Annotated in this window: 24 protein-coding genes; 19 read left to right on the forward strand and 5 right to left on the reverse strand. The window is 46.0% G+C overall.

Translation table 11 applies throughout. The annotated features are described in order from the left end of the window. Positions 1 to 166: 166 nt before the first annotated feature. The gene (gene porW / locus BLR32_RS21550) at positions 167 to 3,091 is read right to left on the reverse strand and encodes a type IX secretion system periplasmic lipoprotein PorW/SprE (protein WP_218124234.1); all 2,925 of its coding nucleotides are present in this window, start codon (positions 3,089 to 3,091) and stop codon (positions 167 to 169) included. Between the two features lie 532 nt (positions 3,092 to 3,623). Between porW and BLR32_RS34400 the strand changes: the two genes are divergently transcribed. The 5 genes from BLR32_RS34400 to BLR32_RS21575 all read left to right on the forward strand — a co-directional run bounded on the left by BLR32_RS34400 (position 3,624) and on the right by BLR32_RS21575 (position 5,725). Continuing rightward, positions 3,624 to 3,872, forward strand: a complete 249-nt coding sequence (locus BLR32_RS34400) for a hypothetical protein (RefSeq protein WP_245705489.1) — start codon at positions 3,624 to 3,626, stop codon at positions 3,870 to 3,872. Positions 3,873 to 4,055: 183 nt separating this feature from the next. Next, on the forward strand, positions 4,056 to 4,526 hold the full coding sequence (locus tag BLR32_RS21560) for a bactofilin family protein (RefSeq protein ID WP_089834921.1): 471 nt from the start codon (positions 4,056 to 4,058) through the stop codon (positions 4,524 to 4,526). Next, complete coding sequence (locus BLR32_RS34645) at positions 4,483 to 4,719, forward strand: AtpZ/AtpI family protein (protein WP_089834922.1); 237 nt, start codon at positions 4,483 to 4,485, stop codon at positions 4,717 to 4,719. Before BLR32_RS21560 ends, BLR32_RS34645 begins: the two co-directional genes overlap by 44 nt. Beyond that, positions 4,712 to 5,098, forward strand: coding sequence for a hypothetical protein (locus BLR32_RS21570; RefSeq protein ID WP_089834923.1), 387 nt, complete (start codon positions 4,712 to 4,714; stop codon positions 5,096 to 5,098). The genes BLR32_RS34645 and BLR32_RS21570 overlap by 8 nt, the downstream gene beginning before the upstream one ends. A gap of 6 nt (positions 5,099 to 5,104) precedes the next feature. Beyond that, on the forward strand, positions 5,105 to 5,725 hold the full coding sequence (locus BLR32_RS21575) for a SprT-like domain-containing protein (RefSeq protein WP_089834924.1): 621 nt from the start codon (positions 5,105 to 5,107) through the stop codon (positions 5,723 to 5,725). 186 nt (positions 5,726 to 5,911) lie between these two features. Here BLR32_RS21575 and BLR32_RS21580 read toward each other — a convergent pair whose 3' ends face one another. Then, on the reverse strand, positions 5,912 to 6,925 hold the full coding sequence (locus BLR32_RS21580; RefSeq protein WP_089834925.1) for a DUF4407 domain-containing protein: 1,014 nt from the start codon (positions 6,923 to 6,925) through the stop codon (positions 5,912 to 5,914). Positions 6,926 to 7,175: 250 nt separating this feature from the next. Further along, positions 7,176 to 8,390 (reverse strand): ADP-forming succinate--CoA ligase subunit beta, encoded by a 1,215-nt coding sequence (gene sucC, locus BLR32_RS21585; RefSeq protein ID WP_089834926.1) that lies wholly within the window; start codon positions 8,388 to 8,390, stop codon positions 7,176 to 7,178. Between the two features lie 109 nt (positions 8,391 to 8,499). Here sucC and BLR32_RS21590 point away from each other — a divergent pair, with 109 nt between their 5' ends. The 9 genes from BLR32_RS21590 (at position 8,500) to BLR32_RS21630 (ending at position 17,686) form a co-directional block, all read left to right on the forward strand. Next, the gene (locus BLR32_RS21590; protein ID WP_089834927.1) at positions 8,500 to 9,321 is read left to right on the forward strand and encodes a purine-nucleoside phosphorylase; all 822 of its coding nucleotides are present in this window, start codon (positions 8,500 to 8,502) and stop codon (positions 9,319 to 9,321) included. Between the two features lie 37 nt (positions 9,322 to 9,358). After that, positions 9,359 to 11,326: a putative porin gene (locus tag BLR32_RS21595; RefSeq protein ID WP_089834928.1), complete on the forward strand. Its 1,968-nt coding sequence runs from the start codon at positions 9,359 to 9,361 to the stop codon at positions 11,324 to 11,326. Positions 11,327 to 11,501: 175 nt separating this feature from the next. After that, the gene (locus BLR32_RS21600; protein ID WP_089834929.1) at positions 11,502 to 11,714 is read left to right on the forward strand and encodes a hypothetical protein; all 213 of its coding nucleotides are present in this window, start codon (positions 11,502 to 11,504) and stop codon (positions 11,712 to 11,714) included. 40 nt (positions 11,715 to 11,754) lie between these two features. Next, positions 11,755 to 12,144: an HYC_CC_PP family protein gene (locus BLR32_RS21605; RefSeq protein WP_089834930.1), complete on the forward strand. Its 390-nt coding sequence runs from the start codon at positions 11,755 to 11,757 to the stop codon at positions 12,142 to 12,144. Positions 12,145 to 12,229: 85 nt separating this feature from the next. Continuing rightward, a complete protein-coding gene (locus BLR32_RS21610; RefSeq protein ID WP_089834931.1) occupies positions 12,230 to 12,778 on the forward strand; it encodes a heavy-metal-associated domain-containing protein in 549 nt (182 codons plus the stop codon). A 33-nt stretch (positions 12,779 to 12,811) separates the two neighbouring features. After that, positions 12,812 to 13,672, forward strand: coding sequence for a transporter (locus BLR32_RS21615; RefSeq protein WP_089834932.1), 861 nt, complete (start codon positions 12,812 to 12,814; stop codon positions 13,670 to 13,672). Between the two features lie 255 nt (positions 13,673 to 13,927). Beyond that, complete coding sequence (locus tag BLR32_RS21620; protein WP_089834933.1) at positions 13,928 to 15,589, forward strand: L,D-transpeptidase family protein; 1,662 nt, start codon at positions 13,928 to 13,930, stop codon at positions 15,587 to 15,589. Positions 15,590 to 15,619: 30 nt separating this feature from the next. After that, complete coding sequence (locus tag BLR32_RS21625) at positions 15,620 to 16,513, forward strand: AraC family transcriptional regulator (RefSeq protein ID WP_245705490.1); 894 nt, start codon at positions 15,620 to 15,622, stop codon at positions 16,511 to 16,513. Between the two features lie 165 nt (positions 16,514 to 16,678). Beyond that, positions 16,679 to 17,686, forward strand: a complete 1,008-nt coding sequence (locus BLR32_RS21630; protein WP_089834934.1) for an aldo/keto reductase — start codon at positions 16,679 to 16,681, stop codon at positions 17,684 to 17,686. Positions 17,687 to 18,102: 416 nt separating this feature from the next. Here the strand turns inward: BLR32_RS21630 and BLR32_RS21635 are convergent, their stop codons facing one another. Beyond that, on the reverse strand, positions 18,103 to 19,335 hold the full coding sequence (locus BLR32_RS21635) for an NADP-dependent isocitrate dehydrogenase (RefSeq protein ID WP_089834935.1): 1,233 nt from the start codon (positions 19,333 to 19,335) through the stop codon (positions 18,103 to 18,105). Positions 19,336 to 19,525: 190 nt separating this feature from the next. After that, entirely contained in the window at positions 19,526 to 20,791 is a 1,266-nt protein-coding gene (gene icd / locus BLR32_RS21640; protein WP_089834936.1) for an NADP-dependent isocitrate dehydrogenase, read from the reverse strand. Between the two features lie 88 nt (positions 20,792 to 20,879). Between icd and BLR32_RS21645 the strand changes: the two genes are divergently transcribed. The 5 genes from BLR32_RS21645 (at position 20,880) to BLR32_RS21665 (ending at position 24,642) form a co-directional block, all read left to right on the forward strand. Beyond that, positions 20,880 to 21,566 (forward strand): SGNH/GDSL hydrolase family protein, encoded by a 687-nt coding sequence (locus tag BLR32_RS21645; protein WP_245705491.1) that lies wholly within the window; start codon positions 20,880 to 20,882, stop codon positions 21,564 to 21,566. A 115-nt stretch (positions 21,567 to 21,681) separates the two neighbouring features. Next, entirely contained in the window at positions 21,682 to 22,452 is a 771-nt protein-coding gene (locus BLR32_RS21650) for a LiaF transmembrane domain-containing protein (RefSeq protein WP_089834938.1), read from the forward strand. 32 nt (positions 22,453 to 22,484) lie between these two features. Further along, positions 22,485 to 22,838, forward strand: a complete 354-nt coding sequence (locus BLR32_RS21655; RefSeq protein ID WP_089834939.1) for a DUF4288 domain-containing protein — start codon at positions 22,485 to 22,487, stop codon at positions 22,836 to 22,838. A gap of 27 nt (positions 22,839 to 22,865) precedes the next feature. Then, positions 22,866 to 23,924, forward strand: a complete 1,059-nt coding sequence (locus tag BLR32_RS21660) for a sensor histidine kinase (protein WP_089834940.1) — start codon at positions 22,866 to 22,868, stop codon at positions 23,922 to 23,924. Next, positions 23,902 to 24,642, forward strand: coding sequence for a LytR/AlgR family response regulator transcription factor (locus BLR32_RS21665; RefSeq protein WP_089834941.1), 741 nt, complete (start codon positions 23,902 to 23,904; stop codon positions 24,640 to 24,642). The genes BLR32_RS21660 and BLR32_RS21665 overlap by 23 nt, the downstream gene beginning before the upstream one ends. The last annotated feature ends 34 nt before the right edge of the window (positions 24,643 to 24,676 follow it).

Consider the following 24,676-nt stretch of genomic DNA (forward strand, 5'->3'; position numbering starts at 1 on the left):
TCTTCATGGCTTTACTCAAGATATAGCAATTTACGGGCCTTATTACGCCGTGCTTACGACAGCGGACAAAACTATTAAAAAAAACGGGTTGATGTCCCTCAAATATTGTTAAAAGACTGATTGATGCCCCCCAATAAATTAGTATGTTTTTCTATCTTACTGTCTGTTACTGAGTAACGTAGTTGTCGTCAAAGAATTTTTTATACCCGCTGATGTCTTTGGTACTGTTCATCTGGATGAAATTATCCCTGGAAATGATGAACATGGTGTAGTCTGACGGACGGATACGCGGAATGATCTTTTCAGCATCGATCCTGATCTCATCAAAATAGTCCAGCGCCTTGTCCTCATTCGGGAAAAGCCTGAAAATGAGCATCACTTCCTGTGGCGCCAGCACAAAATTAGCTACCTGTATATTCTCTCCCGCATGTTTGGCTGCATTGTATTTGGTAAACTGTGTCAGCGCCTCATCCATAATGGCTTTTGAAACACGCTGGAAGGAGAGTACCACGAAATGCGGATTGGTGGCATTCAGTTTATAAATGGTAACAGGTTTTATGGGTGCCGGCAGCGGCGCTACTTTCAGGGCGGCATTGGCTGCCAGTTTGATAGAGTCGGCCACAGCGGTCTGAATCTTTACAGAATCCAGTTTGTTTTCAAATTTCGGTTCCGGGTTCTGCCATGGGTAACGGATGGAGATATTCTCATCTACCACATTGTTATCCTTGTCTTTCTCAATTTCCAGCCTGGAGAGGTATACTACCAGGGCCGCCCGGTTATCCAGTGCTTCCAGCAGTGATTTAGCCTTCTCCTGCACTGCGTCATCCTGTTTGTATTTGTTGATAACATTCACAACTGCCTGACGTCCAAACTCACAGGTATCCATTTTCATGATGATCATGGCTTCCAGCAGGTCAAACTTAGGCTGCATGAAATTGAGGCCAAAGGTGGAATCTGCTGCTTTTTTCAATGCCATCGCGCCTTCAAGGTTCCCTCTGCTATAATTTACATAAACAGAATCATAAGCAGTGGTGATCTCCTTCTTCTTCTCCTGGTTAATATCCTGCAGAGAGCCATATTTGATAATGCTGGCAAATTTGGAATCCCCGAGGGTCATTACGTTCTGTTTGTACTTCGCAGCCTGGGCGGTATGTCCCAGTTTCGTATGCCAGATATACAGGGAGTAGATAACCTCTGTTTTATGCGGATGCTGTGGATATCTGTTCAGCAACGTATCGTAAGTTTCGATAGCCAGTTCGGTATTGTCCAGCTGATCGTTGTAGAGTTTACCCAGGTCATAGTAGGCGTCCTCCACGATCACATTGGACTTCAGGAGGTCGTCTGGCGTAAGTGGCAGCCCTTTAGCGAGTGCCTGTGCAGTGGCACTGTCTGACGGCGCCTTGGAGGCATTCGCAGTAGCAGTAGGATTGCCATTTTCATCCTCCGTTTGCAGCGGCTGATTGGCCGCAGCGGCTCCTGACTGGCTTCTACGCCAGTTGTCGGCCAATGGCCTGTTACCCCAGCGTTTTTTGAATTCGGAGAACCCGGAAGATTTGCTGGCATTATTATAAAAATACCATTCACCCTTGTCGTCATTTTTAGGTGCAGCAGCGCTGTTATTCATATTGTTGACCAGCGGACTGTTATTGGCCATGTCCTGCGGAATAACCCCGTTGTCAGCATCATCCTTCTGCTTTTTCGCCTTCTCTTCCGCCTCTTTACGCATGGTAGCGGCCATTTTTTCGAGGAAGATCTTCCTGTCAGATTCCGGCATAGCGGCGATCCGTTGCAGGCTGTCTTCTTTCTGAATGGCTTCCACACGGATCACGACGTCATTGAGCACACGTTTGCGCTTGTTCACAATCGCAGAGTCGGTAAACTCAGGAGGCATCACGCTGGCGGTACTATCGTAGAAGTTCCTTGCCAGACGATACTGCCGCTGTCCGTAATAGATGTCCGCTATAGCCTTGAAAGACAAGGCTCTCTGCATGGTATTGGAACTTTCCACCTTCAGCGATTGACCCAGGTATTGCAGGGCCAGGTCGGGGTCTTTAGGTAGAACGATGTTCGCCATATTATAATAGATAGCGTCGCGAAACTCAATGTATTTCTCCCTACGGGCCATTCTTTTCAGGCGGGCCAGGCTTTCATCAAAGGAGCCACCTTCCCTGGTAGCATCCAGTTTAGCGATCTGCATACGGGCCTGGAAGTCCATCATCGGATCAGGCTTCTGTTTGATCACTTTATGGAACATCATCACGGCGGAGTCCGGGTGGCTATAGTTGGTATATAATTGCCCCAGGATATAATACATGCGCGCCCGCTCATCACGGTTGCCTTTACTCTTAACAGCTATCTGCAGCGGAACGATCACTTCAGCAAAGCGTTCCTGCTTGTACAGGGCATAGGCTCTTACTTCAGCCAGCTCGCCAGACAGTCTTTTAGGAAAATAAGGATCATGCTCCACGATATTCATCAGGGAACGGGCCTGGTCGAACTCTTTCATTTCCAGCAGGGTCTTTGCCTGCCATACAAAAGCGTCGTTACGGGCATAAGTATGTTTGAAGTAGCCGAATGGCGGTTTTCTTTTCTCGCGGGAAGCAATACTGAGCTGGTCTTTTTCACTGGAACCTACAACTGTCTTATACTCATCTTTCTTTTTAGGAGCAAATTTGGTATTGATGAACTGGAATGTCCGGCTGGCCTTGTCCCATTCACCCTGGTAGAAGTAGGCCTGGCCGATCACGAGATAACTGTCATCGATCCATTTGCTGCGCGGATCGCGGATCTGTATATTGATAGACGCCTTTTCAATAACGGTATCCAGGTCGCCGGTACTCAGACCGAGATTCTGAAGACTGTAAGGATAGAAAGGGAGCAGATAATTGTAGTTGTCCTGGCCCTGGCGGCTCACATTATGGGTGATAAGACGGAGTTTCTTCCGGGCGTTGTATAAATAGTTATACCTGGCCAGCATGTTCTGCACCAGTTTACGTTTAATGGTCCATTTTTTTTCTGCCAGTAATTCTGAGGGCGGACGCCGGTCTTCCACGCGTGGTTGTGCTACTTTCGGTACAAGCGGTTTTTGCATGGTGCGTTGGGGCATCCTGCTATGATTGCTCTTGGACTGATTAGTAACCGTGGTATCCCTTCGCTGGGCGTAAACCCTGTTAATATTCATACAGCACAAAAACAAACTTACTAAGCAGGTATATGGTAGATATATGCGAATTGATCTGTAATAATTCATGGATGCCAGGGTGTGTATAGGCTTACCTATATAACTTATATGTCAGAAAATTATTTTTTAAAGATAGGATAATTTTTTTGAGGGGGACAAAAGTGGACTACTGTAATAAAAAGGGATAACACTTAATTTTTTAAATACGAAATAATATAAATGTTTAACTTTAGCCGGTTGATAATCAGAAAAATTATTCAAGTTTTATAGCGGCTATGGCTAAGAAGCGCGATAGAAAAGGCAGAAATGTGGGGCGGATAGGGAACAGGTACCGCCTGGTGATTATGAATGACAATACCTATGAAGAGGTAACCTCATTCAAATTATCCCGTATGAGTGTATATGTAGCATTGAGTACTCTATTTGTACTCTATTTGTACTGTTGGTAACGATCACCGTTGCTACAGTGGTATTTACTCCATTGCGCTACTATATTCCGGGGTATGGCGACCTGAAACAGCGCAGGGAGTTCATTCGCCTGAAGATGCGTACCGATTCCCTGGAATCTGCCATCAATGCACGCGATAAATACCTGGAAAACATCAAACAGGTTATCAACGGAGATTATTCTGCCAGCAAACTGGACACAACTACTATTAAAGTTCCTAAAGTAGATAACAGCACTTATTAAGGGGGCACGACATTAATTAAGGCTGAAAAATATACTGTCAGCAGATACGCAAAGGGTCCGGATCACCGTTTAAGGGGGGTAATGTGGATAACTTCTTAAAAGAAGTGATTGTCAATATGTAATAATATGTTAATAAATAATACTATCTTACATCACACTAAAAGCTGAAAAACCTAAAATCCTATGTTTAGCAACAACAATCGTAATGCCAGAAGCGAGAGCAAATCAGTAATGCCTTCTTCCAATGTGAACATTATTGGCAGTGGAACTTCCATCCAGGGAGACATTGTGTGCGAAGGAGATATTCGCATCGACGGACAGGTGAATGGCCTGGTATCAACAAAAGCTAAAATTGTGGTAGGTCCTGAAGGGGAGATTATCGGTGACCTGGTATGTCAAAGCGCTGACATCCTCGGTAAAGTAACTGGTATTGTCAGAGTTGAAGATCTGCTTTTCCTGAAAGGCAATGCCCTGGTAAAAGGAGATCTGTATACAGCCCATTTTGAAATGGAGCCAACCGCGAAATTCAACGGTCGTTGCTACATGGAACCAGAAGAGGTGGCAGCTGCAAATGCAAGTGCAAACGCAAACGCAAACCTGAAAGAAAAAAATGGAAGACCCGTTTTCACAGAAGAAGCCACGGAAGAAGCCTGATAACAGGCTGATTTTAAGGTACACCGGGCTGGCTTTCCAGATGATGGCCACATTAGGCTTAGCGGTATTTGCTGGTTATAAAATAGACCAGCGGACAGGATGGTCATTCCCCTTCTTTCTGATCATTTTGTCTTTATTAGCTTTAGTCTTAATTTTGCGCCAAATTATCAAAGATACCAGCAGGAATGAGTGACAGGTTTTACTTTAGAGTTATTGGCGTATTCATTATTTTGAACGGCGCTTTATTATTATCAAAAGCCTGGTTGTTGGATAACGGAGCTCACCATAATGTGCTGCTCTTCGGCAACCTGGCTTTAGCTACAATCTCCGGCATCACTTACAATATGAGCCGCAAAGGGGTACAATCCGAAAACAACAGCATCTTTATGCTAAGGGTTTATGGCTCCATGATCAGCAGAATGATGTTATGTCTGGCCGGTATTACTATATATGCCGTAGCAAACAGGGCAAATACCAGCAGAATCACTATTTTTATATTGATGTTCTTCTACATCGTATACGCTGTATGCGAGAATATCAGTCTGCAAAAAATTACCAGAAAGAAAAATTAAAGATTCGTGAAGCAGGAGGCTCCTTTACATGCATTAGCTGCATACCTGCCCGAAGGAACCTTCGAGCAGGTAATGGCCTACCTCACAGAATATAAGGTACACCTGACGGTGACCCGTGAACGGCAAAGCATCCTGGGCGACTACCGGCATCCCGACCGAAGGGGAGGGCACCGGATCAGTATCAACGGGAATCTTAACAGATATGCATTTCTGATCACGCTCCTGCACGAAATCTCCCACCTGACCACCTACATGGAGTATGCCAATACGGTAGCTTCACATGGGAAGGAGTGGAAACAGCATTTTTCTAATATACTGAAACAGTTCGTAGGCAAAGGTTATCTTCCATCGGATGTGGAAATGGCTTTACGGCAAAGTATTCAAAACCCGGCAGCCAGCTCCTGCGCGGATGATGATCTTATGCGCGTACTAAAGCGCTATGACCTGCAAAAGGAAAATCATTTCCTGGTAGAACAGCTGGCACCCAACCAGTTGTTCCGCACAAAAGACGGCCGTGTTTTCCGTCGGGGAGAACGTATACGTAAACGTTACAAGTGCGAAGAAGTAGCAACAAAACGGATGTATCTGTTTAGCCCCGTTTATGAAGTGGAATTGGTGGCTGCTTAATGCATATCCGGTTACTGGAGTATTAGGATTAAGTCCACGTCTTGTTCGATGCTTGTTCGATGCTTGTTCGATGCTTGGCCGTCGCTTGTACGTCCACTTAAAACTAAAAGGTCAGGTAAAGTTACATCCGGGACTGGCCCCCCGTTATAACCCACCTGACCTGAAATTCCTCGCTAAATTGGCCGGTTATGAATTAACAGCCGGTTGCCCGATCATCATCCGCTTATTATGCTCCCTTTCTCTCTTCTCTATCGTCTCTTTCCGGAAGATAATATAAGCATGTTCATGAGCTTCCAGCAGGTCGTCATACGGACCGCGGGGAGAAATGAGCTTCACAAATACGGGTGCAGTCTCAATAGTAATGAACAACAGGATAATGAACCAGTTCGCCCAGCGTACCGGTACACTACGGTCTGTCAGATGCCCCAGTGCATCCAGCCGGGACGCCAGTCCGTCGATGCTGCTCCGGTTAAGTCCACCTACCGTCGCTTTCTGGGTGGAGTCAATAGACAGGAGCTCCTGTCTCTTTTGCGCAATGAGGGCGCCGTTCTGATCGGTGATCCGCTTTAACATCGCTGCGGCAGTATCGGCATCAGCTTTTTTCGCCTTGTAGATAGGGCCCAGGTTCTGCCGGCGTGAGCCGCCTGTACCATCGGCCTCCTGCTGAGCAATGATCTGCAGCGTGTCAAGTTTAGCGGCCTGAAGCTGGATAGCTGTGTTCAGCTGCGCGATCTCTGCGTTCAACACATTGACCCGTTGCTGGAAGCGGTCTTTCACCTTGTCTTCCTGTGTTTTGAATACCTGCTGTTCCATGACAATCAGTTCCTGGTTGATCTCTTTCTCGAACACTTTCAATTCCAGTGGTTTAGAGATGACAATGGCGATCAGGACGGCCAGTACAAGCCTGGGCACTGCCATACCAAACTCACTCCAGAAGTTGTTACGTTTTTTCATGCCGGACACGATATAACGGTCCAGGTTGAAGATCATCAATCCCCAGACAATCCCGAACACAACAGCTCCCCAGGGAGAACTGAACACTGTCCACAGGGCGTACCCTCCCGAAAAAGCTGCCAGTAATCCGGTAAAGAAAATAGTAGCACCAATACCGCCATATTTATTGGTTTCTGATGGTGCCCGTTTCAGCATAGGCACATGGGTCCCTGAACAAAACAGGAAAAAGTCGCGGAAGCGCTTCATGATAATTGTACAATTTGGTATATAAAAAGTAGTCACGCCTGCAGGACGCAGGTATATATAGTTAAGGATGGATTATGAAGGTACGATTTTTCGCTGGCTGTGAACCAATTAAGTGATCAAAAGCAGGAAAAATGTGATAGAAACAAAAGGGAGAGGGAGGAACAGGCTGGTACAGGCATAAAAAAGAATCCCCGGATCTCGTCCAGGGATTCCTTGTTCTATTTTTTAGTCAATCACTACTTCATGTTAATTAAGCGGTAACTGCTTTGTTTACCAGTGCAGCAGCTTCGCTGAGCAGGATGGCTGATTGTACGGTCAGGCCGCTTTCTTCGATCAGTTTCTTAGCTTCTTCCGCGTTGGTACCCTGCAGACGTACAATGATCGGAACAGTAATGTTACCGATGGATTTGTAAGCATCGATTACACCCTGTGCAACACGGTCGCAACGAACGATACCACCGAAGATATTGATCAGGATTGCTTTTACCTTAGGATCTTTCAGGATGATGCGGAAACCTGCTTCTACTGTCTGTGCGTTGGCAGTACCACCTACGTCCAGGAAGTTAGCCGGCTCACCACCGCTCAGTTTGATCATATCCATGGTAGCCATTGCCAGACCGGCGCCGTTTACCATACAACCTACGTTACCATCCAGTTTTACGTAGTTCAGGTTGTATTTACCTGCTTCTACTTCAGTTGGATCTTCTTCAGAGATATCGCGGAGCGCTTCAAGGTCAGGATGACGCATCAGCGCGTTGTCGTCCAGGTTCAGTTTACAGTCAACAGCAATGATCTTGTCGTCGCTGGTTTTGAACAGTGGGTTGATTTCCAGCATAGCTGCATCCAGGCCAACGTATGCATTATACAGGTTGGTCACAAATTTCACCATGTTTTTGAAAGCCTCGCCGCTCAGACCGAAGTTGAACGCTATCTTCCTGGCCTGGAACGGCTGCAGGGTAGTGTTCGGCTGTACCCACTCCTTGAAGATCTTGTCAGGAGTATTGTGTGCTACTTCTTCGATGTCCATACCACCCTCTGTAGAGTACATGATCACATTCTGACCTTTTGCACGATCCAGCAGGATAGACAGGTATAATTCTTTTATGGGGTTAGGGCCAGGGTAGTACACGTCCTGTGCTACCAGCACCTTGTTAACTAATTTTCCGGCCTCACCGGTCTGGATGGTTACCAGTACACCGCCAAGGATATTGCCGGCAATGGTTTTTACATCTTCGGCATTCTTACCTACTGCAACACCTCTCTGCTCTTTACCACGGATGGTACCTTTACCACGTCCACCGGCATGGATCTGCGCCTTTACCACAGCAAACTCATTACCATATTGCACTTTTAATTGCTTATAAGCTTCTGCCGCCGCTTCAGGGGTATCTACCGGAATCCCTTCCTGTACCGGTACATTATATTTCTTCAACAGTTCTTTAGCCTGGTATTCATGTAAGTTCATCTGAGAAAAATTTGCCGCTAAAATAGGTCATTATGATTTAAATATAAAACCGTAGTGTTTTGTGAATTAAAAATAACTTTGCGGCAACCTGTTTTAAAGACATAATATAATGAGTGATCTCTTGCAACAAATAGCTGCTGCCGCGGACTACATCAGAAAATCATGGTCCGGAACCCCGGAAGTGGGCATCATACTGGGCAGCGGCTTAGGCAACCTGGCCAATGATATTACCGACAGTACGGAAATCCCCTACGAAAATATCCCCCATTTTCCCTCTTCTTCAGTGGAAGGCCATAAGGGCCGCCTGATACTGGGAAAGATGAATGGTCGTCCGGTAATAGCTATGGCAGGCAGATTTCACTATTACGAAGGACTGTCCATGCAGCAGGTAACCTTTCCGGTAAGGGTGATGAAGGCGCTCGGCGTACATACACTGTTGATTTCCAATGCAGCCGGTGGGATGAACAGGGCTTTTAATGTGGGCGACCTGATGATCATCCGGGACCATATTAATCTGCAACCGGAACATCCGCTACGCGGACCGAACAACAATACCCTGGGTCCCCGCTTCCCGGATATGAGTGAACCCTATTCAAAAGAGCTGATTACCAAAGCAAAAGAAATAGCGCAGGCCAATAACATCCCTGTTCATACAGGAGTATATGTAGGTGTGCAGGGCCCTACCTTCGAAACCAGGGCGGAATATATGTACATGCATATCATTGGCGGAGACGCTGTTGGTATGAGTACAGTACCGGAAGTTATTGTAGGCATTCACAGCGGCTTAAAAGTATTCGCTATGAGTGTTATCACCGATATCGGCATCCGGGAAGAGGAAAATGTGATCACACATGAAGAGGTGCTGGAAGCAGCCAATGCGGCTGAACCGAAATTAACGCTTATTTTCAGGGAACTGATCAAGGCAATCTAAGTCAAAAGAAGAACGAAGCAGGAAATTATATCAAAGGATGAGGTCATTTATTTTAATATGTTGTTTGCTGGTAGGTGCACAGCAACTGCAGGCACAGATAGGCCAGCGTTTCGGCAATATGGGCGGCGGTGGTTCTTCCTCCATGCAAAAAGATACCGGCAGCCACAAGCATGACCTGGATACGCTTACTATCACTTACCGCAAACTGGGAGAACCTACCGACTTCAGGCTGGATTCTTCTGTTGCTGATTTTAATAGCAGCTTTTTAAAAATCCCGGCCAATTATGTATTCCTGGGAAATAATGGCGCTCCTGCCCGTAATGTGATGTTTACACCATTCATGAAACCGGGTTTTGATGCTGGCTTCCATATCTTTGATCCTTATGCATTTACCCATGAAAATGCTCGTATTTATACAACCACCCGTCCTTATTCGGAATTGCTGTATATGGTTGGTAGTCAGCAGGAACAGCAAATAGGTGTATTGCATACGCAAAACCGTACCGACCATTTCAACTTCGGTTTTGAATACAATAAGACCTATGCTCCGGGCTATTTCAGATCACAATCCACTAACCACGACGTATACCGTATTACAGGCCGTTTCAATAGCAGGAACAAACGCTATAATGCATACCTCAGCTATTTTTATAACAAGTTTAACAACGGTGAGAATGGTGGGCTGAGAGTAGGCGATACCATACTGGATAACCCTCGTTACAATAACCGTAAGACGATCGACGTGAACCTGGGCAACTATTCAGCTACTACTACAGGCCTGTTCAGTACCACACTGCCGGTGAAAACATCACAAAGGCAGTCCGGTTTTCTGTTCGTGCAGCAGTACGACTGGGGTAAAGGAGATACCATTCACGTAAACGATACTACGGACTATTATAAATTTGACCCTTTCTTCCGTGTACAATATAGTTTCAAGGTAGACAACAGCAGTGCGTCTTACCTGGACGGTCAGCCGGACACTTTCTACTATACCAAACACTATAACTGGGGATTCAATGGTGATACTGTCAGATCGCAACACGACTGGCGTATCATCTCCAATGATATCTCCCTCATACAATTCCCGGTACGTGGCAACCAGGCGCATTTTATCAGTGCAGGGGCCAGGTATGAAAGCATCAGGGGGACCTTCCTGGATGCCGGCATTAACTTCAGTAATGTTGTGTTACACGGTGAATACCGGAATAAAACACGTAATCAGAAATGGGATCTCTCCGCTAAAGGTGAATTCTATCTGGCAGGACAAAATTCCGGAGATTATAATGTAACCGGTATGCTGAGCCGCTACCTGAATGAAACGCTGGGAAATGTGCATCTCTTCTTCAGTAATACCAACCGTGAGCCCTCGTATGTCTACAAATATTTCAGCAGTACATACGACAGCTGGTATAACAGCACGCTTGGAAAGGAGAATATCACACAATTGCAGTTCTCCGCCGACAACAGGAAGTTAAAGTATAACCTGGCGGTGAATTATTACCTGATCGAGAACTATACTTACTTCGAAAATTATTATACCAGTACACAGGCGCCCGCACTGTTCAACCTGTTGCAGGTCATATTCAGCAAACATTTCCGGTATAAACATTACAACTGGTATATGGATTTCGCATTCCAGCAGGTACACGGCGATGGCAGGATAAATGTGCCTACAATCTGGACCCGTCACCGGCTGGCGTATGAAAACAGGTTGTTTAATAACCTGAACCTGATGGCAGGTATAGAAGCAAAATATAATACCTCCTATTATGCAGATGATTACTCTCCGGTAACCGGTCAATTTGTGTATCAGACTACCCAACGGGTGAAGTATTACGCGCCTGATCTGGCAGCATTTGTACACTTCAGGATCAAGTCTTTATCTGCATTTATCAGAGGCGAAAACCTGAATACATTTTTTGCAACAAACAACTTTGCCGCACCGGCTTACCCATACAATAACTTCACGTTCAGACTGGGTATCCGCTGGTGGTTCATTAACTAACAAAACGTTAACAACTGCCTGAAAGTACGTATAGCTACTACCGTAAACTTCTTTAAATCAAGGCATTAAGTCTGTACTAAGTAAACCGTTTTACTACTGTTTCAGGGTCGCAGTCATCGTCACACTGCAACCTTCTGGCGTGCTCTTTGTTTAAGTTTGTATAAAGCATTTTAACATGAAGGCGTTTACAGTAGTTATCAACACAGACAGGTATATGGTTAAACCTTTGAACGGTCATTCACCCCGCTATCTCGTCAACGTAAATGGGCAGGATGTAGTTTTTGAAAATGATGGAGACGGCCATGTCCGGGCCGAAGCTACTAAAGCAGCCAGCATGTCATTATTACTGGGTCTGGCAGACAAAATCGAAGAGAACGCAGGAGTTTAAGCAAATCTGGCAGTAAATTGCTAAATTTGCCTCCGTTATCATGAAGAGATTTATAACCATATTACTAGCTTTCCTGTATGTCACGCTCACCAGTGGGTTCACGGTGAACGCGCATTACTGTATGGGTAAGCTGGCATCAGTGGATTTTAAATCTCATGCCGACGATATTTGTAATATGTGCAGCAAACCCGGGAAGAAGGGAAAGTGCTGCAAAGATGAATACAAATATTGCAAGGCAGACGTCTCTTCTCATGAAGTTGCCAAAGTACAGCAAAGCAGTGAGCCATCCGTCAAGGCACTCAGCCTGCCGGTGATCATTGTACCTGTGCCTGCGTTAACCGTTACCCATCGCACTGCCGTTAACAATCATGGTCCGCCTGAATGCGGGCCTATTCCCCTATATATACAATACTGCACTTATCTGATCTGATTGTACACTTAATGAATCATCAAAGCTGAACGCTACAGGCGCGTAGCAATACATCTATTCATTACTAAGTACAAATTATCAGATCATGAAATCATTCATCGCAATTATATTTCTGGCCATAGGCCTGCATTTCACTTCTTCCGCACAGATCACAAAAGCTTCTTTACAAGCCTCGGGCTTAACCTGTGCCATGTGTTCAAGAGCTACTATGGAAGCATTGAAGACACTCCCTTTTGTAGATAAAATAGACACAGACCTGAACAACACCACTTTCCTCTTGTCTTTCAAACCCGGCGCAGCGGTGAACATAGACCAGATCAAGGCTAAAGTGGAAGATGCCGGTTTCTCTATAGCCAAACTGGTGCTAACCGCTTCATTTGATAAAGTAGCGGTAGAAAAGGATGCACATATCCAGTATGCGGGGGCCACTTTTCATTTCATTAATGCGAAACAGCAGGTATTATCAGGTGATCAGCAACTGACAGTCATTGATAAGGACTTTGTATCTGCCAAACAGTTTAAGAAGTACGGCACACAGACTACTATGCCCTGCTACCAGACAGGTATGATGGCGGGTTGCTGTAAGAGTGGCGGACAAACTGCTCCGGCGCGTATTTACCATGTTATCATCTGATTCACCGGAGCTGACCTCCAGTAATATTTGTAAATGAAAAGAACAGTATTCTTTATCATCTTCCTCATGCCTGTGTGGTTACATGCACAGGAGTTATATGTCTCTACAGAACCTGCCAGTAATATGCCGGCTAACTCCCTCGGTTTGCGGGTCACCAATCGCTTCTTTAAAATGGAATCTGAAGGAGTAACGGGAATGCGTATAGAACCGGAACTGATGTGGGGAATCTCTAAAAAGCTGATGGTACATGTGGCAGGACTGGCTTCTAACCAGATGCAGCCTTCCATTGAATGGGAGGGCGCCAGCATCTACGCCAAATACCGCTTCCTGTCGAAAGACGATGTGCATTCGCATTTCCGTATGGCCACCTATGTGAAGGGAGCTGTTATCAATAATCCTTTTGTACCAGCGATGCGGGAGCATAACCGTAAGCCCTATATTAACCAGGAACTGGACCTGGAAGGCGGCGCTTCAGGTGTGGCAGGCGGGTTAATAGCTACCCAGCTGCTGCATAAGCTGGCACTTTCTGCAACGTTGGGTTACAACAGGTTCATGAACAATACCAAAGACAATCGCCCGGATGATATGCCCGGCAACGCTGTAAACTACAGTTTATCAGCTGGTTATTTGCTCTTACCCCGGACCTACCGTAGTTATGAGCAGACTAATCTGAACCTTTATGTGGAATTGCTGGGTAAGGCAAATACAGACGCACTGAGCAGAAGCCAATACCTGGATATCGCCCCGGCTATCCAGTTTATCTTTAATAGTGTTACCCGTTTGGATTTTTCTTACAGAACACAATTATTTGGTGACATGACTCGCAATGTATTTAATACCTTTACATTACGGTTCGAGCACAATATTTTTAATATTTCAACAAAAAGAAAATGAAGCAGGCATTGATGACAGTACTCAGGTTTATCCAGTCACTGTTTGTGAAGAAGAATTGTTGTAAATAACTATTCCAATCTATTAGTAAATTGTTGCTCTTCCTGAGGTCTCTGTAAGGAGGCCTGAAAAGGGTGTATCGTATTTTCGATACACCCTTTTATTTGTTGGCAGTCCTAACGCTAAACAATATATTTTTCAAAATTTGTATATAGCAAATAGCAAATGCCTATCTTTAACCCATTGTTTTAATCGCCAATGAAGTATAGGTTTCTAAGGGACAATTTAACTATTGCGCTTGTATTGTTTTCATTGTTTGCCTGCCACAGAAAGCGGGTGCTCCGGGAAAAAGAAATAGTAAAGGATGTAAGGCAGTTAAGTGAAGTGATTCCCGAAAACATAGCGGAACGTCTCGAATATATAGTGGACAATGAAGATGTCATGGAAGATAGTGTACCTGCATTGCGCAGCGGGGCACTGACATATTTCTACCAGCAGACCAGCAACAATCCCGTATGGTCATCTGAAGGTGTACTGGATCCCCAGGCGGATTCCCTGTTCTTTTATGTGTCTCATGCTGATGAATCGGGGCTGAATCCGGCCGTCTATCACAATGTGGCGCTGACTCAGGCGATGAAACGCCTCAAAGAAGACGATGCTGCCAGGAAAGATGCTGCACTCTGGGCTCAGGTAGATGTACTGATGACAGACGCTTTTATGAAGATGGCCTCTCATCTGCACTTTGGGATCGCTCCGAGGGATAGTATCACCTTACGCAGGGATTCCGTGTATTCAGATACCCTGCTGGCTAATTACCTGACCTCCGCTTTACACCAGCATATTGTTGGTGCCACCTTGCGAAGCCAGGAGCCGCAGCAAAGGGGATACGAGCAGCTGAAATCGGCCTGGATCAATTTTAAGGGAAGATATAGTGAGATGAAATGGGACTCCCTGCCCGTTTCATATACTGATACACCGGCTTTCCGGCAACAGCTGATCAATCGCCTGGTACAAAGCGCTCACCTGGATACTTCCGGCGGCCATAGCGCTGATACGGCTCTCCTGAAGAAAGGCATCCGTGCTTTTCAGAAAGAATTCAATATGTATGAAGATGGCCAGGCCGGTAAAAAGACGATTCAGGCGCTGAATAAGACCTTCCGCGACTGGAGTGCACAGGTGGCCGTGAATATGGACCGCTGGCGTAAACTGCCTGATACCCTTCCTGATCGCTACATCATGGTGAATGTTCCCGGTTACCGGATGGAACTATGGGATAGCGGTTCAGTAGCACTGACATCGAAGATCATCGTGGGAGCACCGCGTACACGTACGCCACTGCTCAATTCCCGCATGACCAATTTCATCATGTATCCCTACTGGCGGGTGCCTTTCAGCATCACTATCAAAGAAATGCTGCCTGCTATCAAGAAAGACAGGGCCTACCTGGCTAAAAAAAGCCTGGAGATCATTGATCGGGACGGAAATGCCATCAATCCTGACAGCGTGAACTGGAGCCGCATGAGTAAGAATTATTTCCCTTACGTACTCCGCCAGATGGACGGACTGGAAAACTCGCTGGGTATCATGAAGTTCAACTTTATGAACAAATACTCGGTATATCTCCACGATACAAACAACAGGGGTCTTTTCTCAAACGCTTACAGGGCGCTTAGCCATGGCTGCGTGCGGGTACAGCAATGGGATAGCCTGGCCATGTATCTTACCAGGGGAGATAGCCGCCATCCGCGCGACAGCATGCGTATGTGGCTGGAGAACGGGCAAAAGAAGCAGATCGATATCCAGCGTTCAGTGCCTATTTACGTGCGGTACTTTACCGCAGAAGGAAGGGAGGGAAGTATTGTATTTCATGAGGATATTTATGGGGAAGACAAAGTGCTGCGGAAGCTAATGGGGATGTAAGTACTTATTTGATTTTCGTACCTTCGCTATATGTCTGGCAATCTCACCGTAGCAGAAAGGGTAAAAGCAGGAATACCTGTTTTTTATAATAATACACCGCCCGATTTTAATGCAGCATACTACGAAGCGACGAGTGTTCCCGTTTCTCTGCCTTATCACCGGCGCGATTATTTCAAGATCTGGATCATTATTGGTAACAGCAGACTGCATTTTGCCGACAAGACTATTGAAATAGAAAAACACAGACCAGCCATCGTATTCTCTAATCCTTTAGTGCCTTATTCCTTTGAGACGGAAGACGACAACCGTTGCGGGTACTGGTGTGTTTTCACGGAAGAATTTTTCAGGACCAAAGACAGGCAGGAAAGCCTGCAGGAATCTCCCTTGTTCAGGGTAGGAGGGGATAATGTGTTTTATCCGGATGAAGTACAACTGGTTACCTTCCGTCATCTATTCGACAAAATGATCGCTGAGATGAATGCAGATTATGTTCACAAATACGATATGATCGGCAGTTATATCAACCTCATTATTCATGAGGCAATGAAGATGCAGCCCGCAATGAATGCCGCCAGGCATAAGAATGCCAGTGAAAGGATTGCCTCCCTGTTCATTGAACTACTGGAAAGGCAGTTCCCCATTGAATCTCCACAGCGTACGCTGGTACTCAGAAGGGCGGGCGACTATGCAGCGGCGCTTTCCGTACATGTAAATCACCTGAACTTTGCGGTAAAGGAGATCACCGGTAAATCTACTACCACGCATATCACAGACAGGCTGCTGTATGAAGCAAAGGCCCTGCTGAAACATACTGATTGGACCATAGCGGATATTGCTTATTGTCTTGGCTTTGAATATCCAAACCACTTCAACAACTTCTTTAAAAAGAATACCAGCATAACCCCGCTTACATTCAGGAAATGAATCGCCATTCATAGTGGCCCTTCCATTACAACTTATTTGATTTTCGTACTTTCTTCTTTGATCACGGCTCTTTTCCCCTGTTGAGCCCCAATACCTTTGCGCGATAAACATTATGTGGTAAACATTATGTGGTAAACATTATGTGGTAAACATTAAACAGATCGCATGAAGTATAAAGTATTAGGAAATACAGGACTGACAGTATCCACCTTATGCCTTGGCACCATGACATTTGGAGGAAAGGGGATATACCAGGTAGTAGGCACACTGGGACAAACTGCCGTGGATGAATTGTTCAAACGCGCAGTAGACGTGGGTATCAACTTTATAGATACCGCCAACATATACTCTGAAGGAATGTCGGAAGAGCTGACCGGACAGGCTATCCGGAACCTGGGCTTAAAGAGGGATGACCTGGTAATTGCCACCAAGGTTTGCGCTGCTATGGGGCCTGGCGTCAATGACAGGGGATTGTCACGTAAGCATATCATGCAGCAGGTGGAAGCCAGCTTAAAGCGCCTGAATACTGACTACATCGACCTTTATCAGGCACATGCCTATGATCCTGTAGTACCATTGGAAGAAACATTAAGGGCTTTTGACGATCTGGTGACCAGCGGAAAGGTGCGTTACATCGGCGCCAGCAACAACGGCGCCTGGCATCTGATGAAGGCACTGGCTTGTGCGGAGAAATATAAGCTCCAGCCATATATCTCCATGCAGTCCCACTATTCCATTGCTACCCGCGAACTGGAACGTGAAATAATCCCTGCACTGACAGATCAGAATGTTGGTTTGATGGTATGGAGCCCTTTGTGCGCGGGCTTATTGAGTGGTAAGTACAAAAGGAACGGTGAGGCAACTGAAGCGGGCCGCTATAAGCAGTATTCCTTCATCCCCGTAAATACAGAACGTGCCTTTAATATCCTGGATGTGTTGCACGCCATGGCTGCGGAGAAAGGTACTACTGTCGCCCAGCTCTCACTGGCCTGGCTGCTACACCAACCCGCTGTAACCAGTGTAATAATAGGGGCAAACAAGTTATCCCAGCTGGATGACAACCTGCAATCTATAGATGTTCAGTTCACAGCAGAAGAACTGCAAAAGCTTGACGAAGTAAGCAAGCTGTCGGTTGAATATCCTAACTGGATTTTCAATTGGAGAAATAGATAGAAGCTTATAAGCAATTAAAATAGATAGAGATAATAGATAAAACATAAAACATCTGAAAAGCCAGCCGTCTAACCATTAAGAGCGACAGCGAAAGTAGCAGGCGGTTTCAGATGGGAATGGCGGGCCTTCGGCTCTCCGGCGACACGACCGATGCTGCCCAATCCTTATTCAAATCTCTATTCGCTTGACAACGCTTAATAGCATTCCAGAGAGGAGAGGCGCTGACCGCCATCCCATACTGAAACCGAAGCTACTTAGCGTGAAAAGCGCCAAGAGCATTCCAGAGAGGAGAGGCGCCAACGACCACATACTGAAACCGAAGCTACTCAGCATGAAAGAAAGCGGAGGAGCGTAAACAACAAGCGGTTGTATCAATTGATACAACCGCTTTCCTATATCAGTATAACGTACGTGGCTTATTTCTTCAGTTTCGCCTTCAGTGCGTTATCCAGTTCCTGAAGGAATTCTTCAGTATACAGATAATGCTTTCCGTGCTCAACCTTGTTACCGTGAATACATACAGCCAGGTCTTTCGTCATTTTACCGCTTTCTACTGTTTCAACGCAAACAGCTTCCAGTGCATGACAGAAATCGATCAGCTGCTGGTTTTTATCCAGGCGGCCACGGAATTCCAGACCACGGGTCCATGCGAAGATAGACGCAATAGGGTTGGTAGAAGTTGGTTTACCAGCCTGGTGATCGCGATAGTGACGGGTTACAGTACCGTGAGCAGCTTCAGCTTCCATTACAGTACCATCAGGAGTAACCAGGGTAGAAGTCATCAGACCCAGTGAACCGAAGCCCTGTGCAACAGTGTCAGACTGAACGTCGCCATCGTAGTTCTTACAAGCCCATACGAAGTTACCGTTCCATTTCAGTGCGCTGGCCACCATGTCATCGATCAGGCGGTGCTCATAGGTCAGGCCATTCTTCTGGAATTCAGCCTTGAATTCGTTCTGGTAGATCTCTTCGAAAATGTCTTTGAAACGGCCATCGTATTTCTTCAGGATGGTGTTCTTGGTGCTCAGGTACAGCGGCCATTTTTTGATCAGCGCCTGGTTGAAACAAGCACGTGCAAAGCCTTTGATAGACTCGTCAGTGTTGTACATAGCCAGGGCAACGCCGTCGCCTTTGAAGTTGAATACTTCGTGCTCGATCACTTCACCGTTCTCGCCTTCGAACTTGATGGTCAGTTTACCTTTACCTTTAGTTACGAAGTCAGTAGCGCGGTACTGGTCGCCAAACGCGTGACGGCCGATACAGATAGGAGCAGTCCAGTTAGGCACCAGGCGTGGAACGTTCTGGGTTACGATTGGCTCACGGAATACAGTACCATCGAGGATGTTACGGATAGTTCCGTTTGGAGACTTCCACATCTGTTTCAGCTTGAATTCCTTCACACGCTCTTCATCAGGAGTGATGGTAGCGCATTTGATACCAACACCTACTTCCTTGATAGCATTAGCAGCATCAATGGTCACCTGGTCATTGGTAGCATCACGATGTTCCATGCCGAGGTCAAAGTATTTGATATCAACATCCAGGTAAGGAAGGATCAGTTTATCTTTAATGAATTTCCAGATGATCCGCGTCATCTCATCTCCATCCAGTTCAACCACCGGGTTGGCGACTTTGATTTTTTCTGCCATTTCGACTTTGATTTTTAATTAGATACGAGTGTTCATGTGATAATCGTGAAATATACGATAACCGGGTATAATTTACAAGTTCCGCTTTTCACAGGCTGGCATTGCAACAATTCTTTGACAAAAAAATGAATTATTACTGTCTAACCAACACTTAGAAAAGCGGAACCAGATATCTTGTATACCCGCAGTATTACAGGTGCTTGATCACTTCATCTGCAAATTCACTGGTTTTTACCAGGGTAGCATCGTCCATCAGCTTATAGAAGTCTATCGTCACACGTTTACGTGCAATCGCCGTGCTGAGGCCGTGTGTGATGATGTCTGCAGCTTCTTTCCAGCCCATATATTCCAGCATCATTACGCCGCTGAGGATAACGGAGCTAGGGTTCATAGTATCTGTATTGGCGAAGCGTGGTGCAGTACCGTGGGTAGCTTCAAATACAGCGTGACCGGTCAGGTAGTTGATATTGGCGCCCGGAGCGATACCGATACCGCCCACTGCAGCAGCGAGTGCATCGGAGATGTAATCGCCGTTCAGGTTCAGGGTAGCTACTACGGAGTAGTCCTGTGGCGCCAGGAGGATCTGCTGAAGGAAGTTATCCGCGATAACGTCTTTCACGATCAGTTTTTTATGTGCGATAGCAACATTCAGTTCTTTGTTGGCCTCGTCTTCACCGCTGGCCTTTTTGGTAGCTTCCCACTGTTCCCAGGTATACACCTGGTCGCCGAACTCACGTACAGCCAGTTCATAACCCCAGTTCTTAAAGCCGCCTTCGGTGAATTTCATGATATTCCCCTTGTGTACCAGGGTTACAGAAGGCAGTTTCTTTTCCAGTGCATATTTCAGGGCAGCGCGTACCAGCCTTTCAGTACCATCTTTAGATACTGGCTTGATGCCCAGGGAAGAGGTTTCCGGGAAGCGGATCTTCTTCACACCCATTTCGTTCTGCAGGAAGTTCAGGAGCTTTTCAGCTTCCGGCGTTCCGTACATATATTCTATACCGGCATAGATATCTTCAGTATTCTCGCGGAAGATCACCATGTCTACCTTTTCAGGATGTTTTACCGGAGAAGGCACTTTGTCAAACCAACGTACAGGGCGTACACATGCATAGAGGTCCAGTTCCTGGCGCATTGCTACGTTCAGGGAGCGGATACCGCCACCTACCGGTGTAGACAATGGTCCTTTGATGGATACCAGGTACTCTTTAAATGCATCCAGTGTTGCTTTTGGCAGCCATTCGCCTGTCTGCTGAAAGGCTTTCTCTCCCGCCAGCACTTCTTTCCATTCTATCTTTCTTTTTCCACCATAGGCTTTTTCAACAGCTGCGTCAAATACACGCACACTCGCCCGCCAGATATCAGGTCCTATTCCGTCACCTTCAATGAAAGGAATAATGGGATGATTAGGCACCTGTAACTGGCCATTGGTCATTGATATTTTTTCTGCCGGCATAAAACAGTTTCTTTACGAGTTTCGTAATTAATTAATCGAGCGCAAAGGTACGGAATCCACACATCTTATGGGCCACTATATATGTTCTATGGTCTTTTTCTTATTTTTAGCTACAAAAAAAGAAGAGATCCCTATGATACCGGGTAATCAAACCGCCCAGGACACTACTGTCAGCAATTTTACCTATCTGGCGCTGGGAGATAGCTATACAATCGGAGAAAGCGTGCCGGAAGAGCACCGTTTTCCTGTACAAACAGCCAGGCTGCTGGCTGCAAAAGGTATTCACATCGCCGCTCCCCGCATTATCGCTAAAACAGGCTGGACTACCGATGAACTGGAAACTGCTGTCAATGAAGCGGCTATTACCGATACCTTCAGTGTCGTAACACTGCTGATAGGGGTGAACAATCAATACCGTGGCCGCAGTGTGGCAGAATATAAGACAGAATTCACCCGGCTGCTGAAACAGGCCATCCAGTTTGCCGGAGGCCATTCCGATAGGGTGATAGTCCTGTCCATCCCCGACTGGGGTGTGGTGCCCTTTGCCGAAGGCCGCGACAGACAGCAGATAGGTGATGAAATAGACGCTTTTAACGCCGCCAACAAGGCTGTTGCAAAGAAATTCCGGGTGCATTACCTCGATATTACCCCCGATAGCCGGGAAGCTGCCGGAGACCCTGGCCTGGTAGCCAGCGACGGACTACATTATTCCGGCAAAGAAATGGCCATTTGGGCCGGTAAATTAGCCGGTATAATGGAGGCCATCCTGCAATGATCATTTTTACCGCCTTTTTCATGCCGTTTACCGGGAATGAGCAACCTGTAGCCTAAATAGGCTTTCATAACCCACATGCTCTTCCTAAGTTTGTACCGTAAATGTTAAACATCATATGGATAACCAAGAATATACGAAAGAGGACAGACGGGCAGAAAGGAGAGCTGAAAGGGCGCTGAGAAGAGGAGAGAGAAATGCAGGCTATAAAGCCGGCAAAGGCATCATCTTTTTACTGATCGGTATTTTCCTCTTCATAAGGAGCCTTGATCTCGATGTTCCTGCCTGGCTCTTTTCCTGGCAGACATTACTGATCGTTGTAGGTTGTCTTGTGCTGGTGATCAGTCATTTCAAGAACTGGGGAGGCCTGATCATGATACTCGTAGGTTCTATTTTCTTTGTAAAAGAATATATCGCGCTTTCATATGATATCACCCGTTTTATATGGCCGGCTGTATTCATGGTGGTTGGACTGGCGCTGATCTTCGGGAAAAGACAGGAATCCACCATAAAGGACAGGCGAATATTACCTCCTAATACTACGGGAGAAGATTACGTTAACTCCTCCGTTATTTTCAGTGGCGAAAACAGGGTAGTCGTATCCAAACAATTCAAAGGCGGAAAAGCCGTGGCCATCTTCGGAGGCGCTGACTTTAACATGATACAGGCCGACTTCCAGGACCGTATTGAATTTGATGCTACCTGCATCTTCGGTGGGATAGAACTGATTGTTCCGGCTAACTGGGATGTACGCCTGGAAGTGCAGACTATCATGGGTGGTGTGGAAGACAAACGCCCGGTGGAAATGCTCACCAACAGTTCCGACAAGATTTTTGTGATCAAAGGCTTATGCGTCTTTGGCGGAATTGAAATTAAAAACTATATCTGATTAACTTATTTCATCCTCTAATAGTATATTTTATGCAATGGTTTGTAGCAAAGATCGTTTACCAGATCATCACTGGAAATGGAGATCATAACCCACAGTTTGATGAACAATTACGACTGATCAGTGCAAACAGCCGTGATGAAGCCTGGAAACGTGCAAGCGAGATAGGAGTTCATGAACAATATGCCTTCAGGAATCAAAGACAGGAACTGGTAGAATGGCGCTTTATCAGCGTACCGGAAGTGAATGTATTGGATAATCTGGGGGATGGTATGGAACTCTATTCACGTATCGAAGAACCTGGAGATGCCAAGGCATATATTTCCTGGTTGCAGGTAAAGGCGAATCACCTGAAAGGACAGCAACTGCTGAACATGCACGCTTAATTCATTATTCATTTTTATTCGGACTCTTTGGCAAATCCACTACTGGCAAACAAATCTTTCAGATGGGCTTTAATAGGTACCACCTACGTGTTTACCATCCTGCATGCCTATCTGTTGATATGCTGGTTCAACATCAGTGACAGTATAGCATGGACAGACAGCGTGGTGCACAATGTGATGCTGGCACTAACAGGTGTAGCTGTTTGTTTCAGTATGTCGCACTACCGGCCGGCAAAAGGAAAGTACGTTTTCATGCTGGCCTATTGTACAGGACTTACAATCGTATGGGAAACCTTTAGTTATTGTACCCTGTTTCACATTTTTGAATCGGCAAGCTATTATCAGCACTGGCTGATCGTTGCACTCCCCGTACGTTTTATAATAGGCTGGCTGGTAATCACCGCGCTGGGTTTTAAAAACGTGATGTGGTACAGTATGGAAGACCAGCGGGAAGAACTGGCGCGTAAAGAAGCAACAGAGCGACTGGCAAGAGAAGCAGAGTTGTATAAACTAAGACAGCAGCTGCAACCGCACTTCCTGTTCAACAGTCTGAACTCTATCAATGCGCTGATCGCTTTACGCCCGCAGCAGGCAAGGGAAATGGTACTGAAGCTGAGCGATTTTCTGCGGGGCACACTCAAACGGGAAGACCAGCAATGGATCTTTCTGCCGGAAGAATTACAGTATCTGCAGTTATATCTTGATATTGAAAAAGTGCGTTTTGGTCACCGTTTATCTACGGAAATTACTGCGGATGATGATACAACACGTTTGATGCTTCCTCCGATGCTGCTGCAGCCTGTTGTGGAAAATGCCATCAAATACGGATTGTACGATACAACAGAGTCTATTACTATTGCAATTACCGCATGGCAGACAGATGACATGCTCTATATACAGGTGCAGAACCCTTTTGATCCTGAACTGCAAACACACAGAGGTACAGGCTTCGGGCTCTCATCTATCGAACGGCGGCTCTATCTGTTATTTGGCAGAAGAGACCTGCTGGACGCAAAAGCAAACGGAAATATTTTTACTACCCTGATTAAAGTGCCGCAACTATATGATAAAAGCAGTAATAATTGATGATGAGCCCCTGGCGCGTGAGATCGTAAAAGAATACCTGCAGTCCTTTCCACAGGTACAACTGATGCAGGAATGCGGAGATGGATTTGAGGGATTAAAAGCTATACAACAACAACAGCCGGACATTATCTTCCTTGACGTACAGATGCCTAAAATCACTGGCTTTGAAATGCTGGAACTGGTGGAAGAACTGCCTGCCGTTATATTCACTACTGCGTTTGAAGAACATGCTATCCGTGCCTTCGAAGTGAATGCTGTAGACTATCTGCTGAAGCCGTTTTCGAAAGAACGTTTTGATAAGGCAGTACAGAAATGGCTGGACCGCCGTGCAGCCGATGAACTGCAACAAACCGCAGCTGTGCTGGAAACAGCAGCTACATCGCCGCTGCAGAGCAATAGGGTAGTGGTGAAGATCAGTGGTAAGATCAAGATCATTCCCATACAGGATATTCACTACCTGGAAGCGGCGGATGATTATGTAAAAATAGTGACGCCGGAAGGAACTTTCCTGAAGAACAAAACCATGCAGTTCTTCGAGAATTCACTGGACCCGCAACAGTTTGCGCGTGTGCATCGTTCCTATATGCTGAACATTAACCAGGTGACGCGTATCGAACCTTATGAGAAGGAAAACCACCTGGCCATTTTAAAGACCGGCGCTAAAGTACCGGTAAGCAAGACAGGATATCCAAGGCTCAAAGCAGCGCTGGGATTATAAGATATATTGCTTTTTTCAGAAGAAAAGGGAGAGA

This window comes from Chitinophaga filiformis (genome assembly GCF_900102545.1).
Classification (GTDB): Bacteria; Bacteroidota; Bacteroidia; order Chitinophagales; family Chitinophagaceae; genus Chitinophaga; species Chitinophaga filiformis.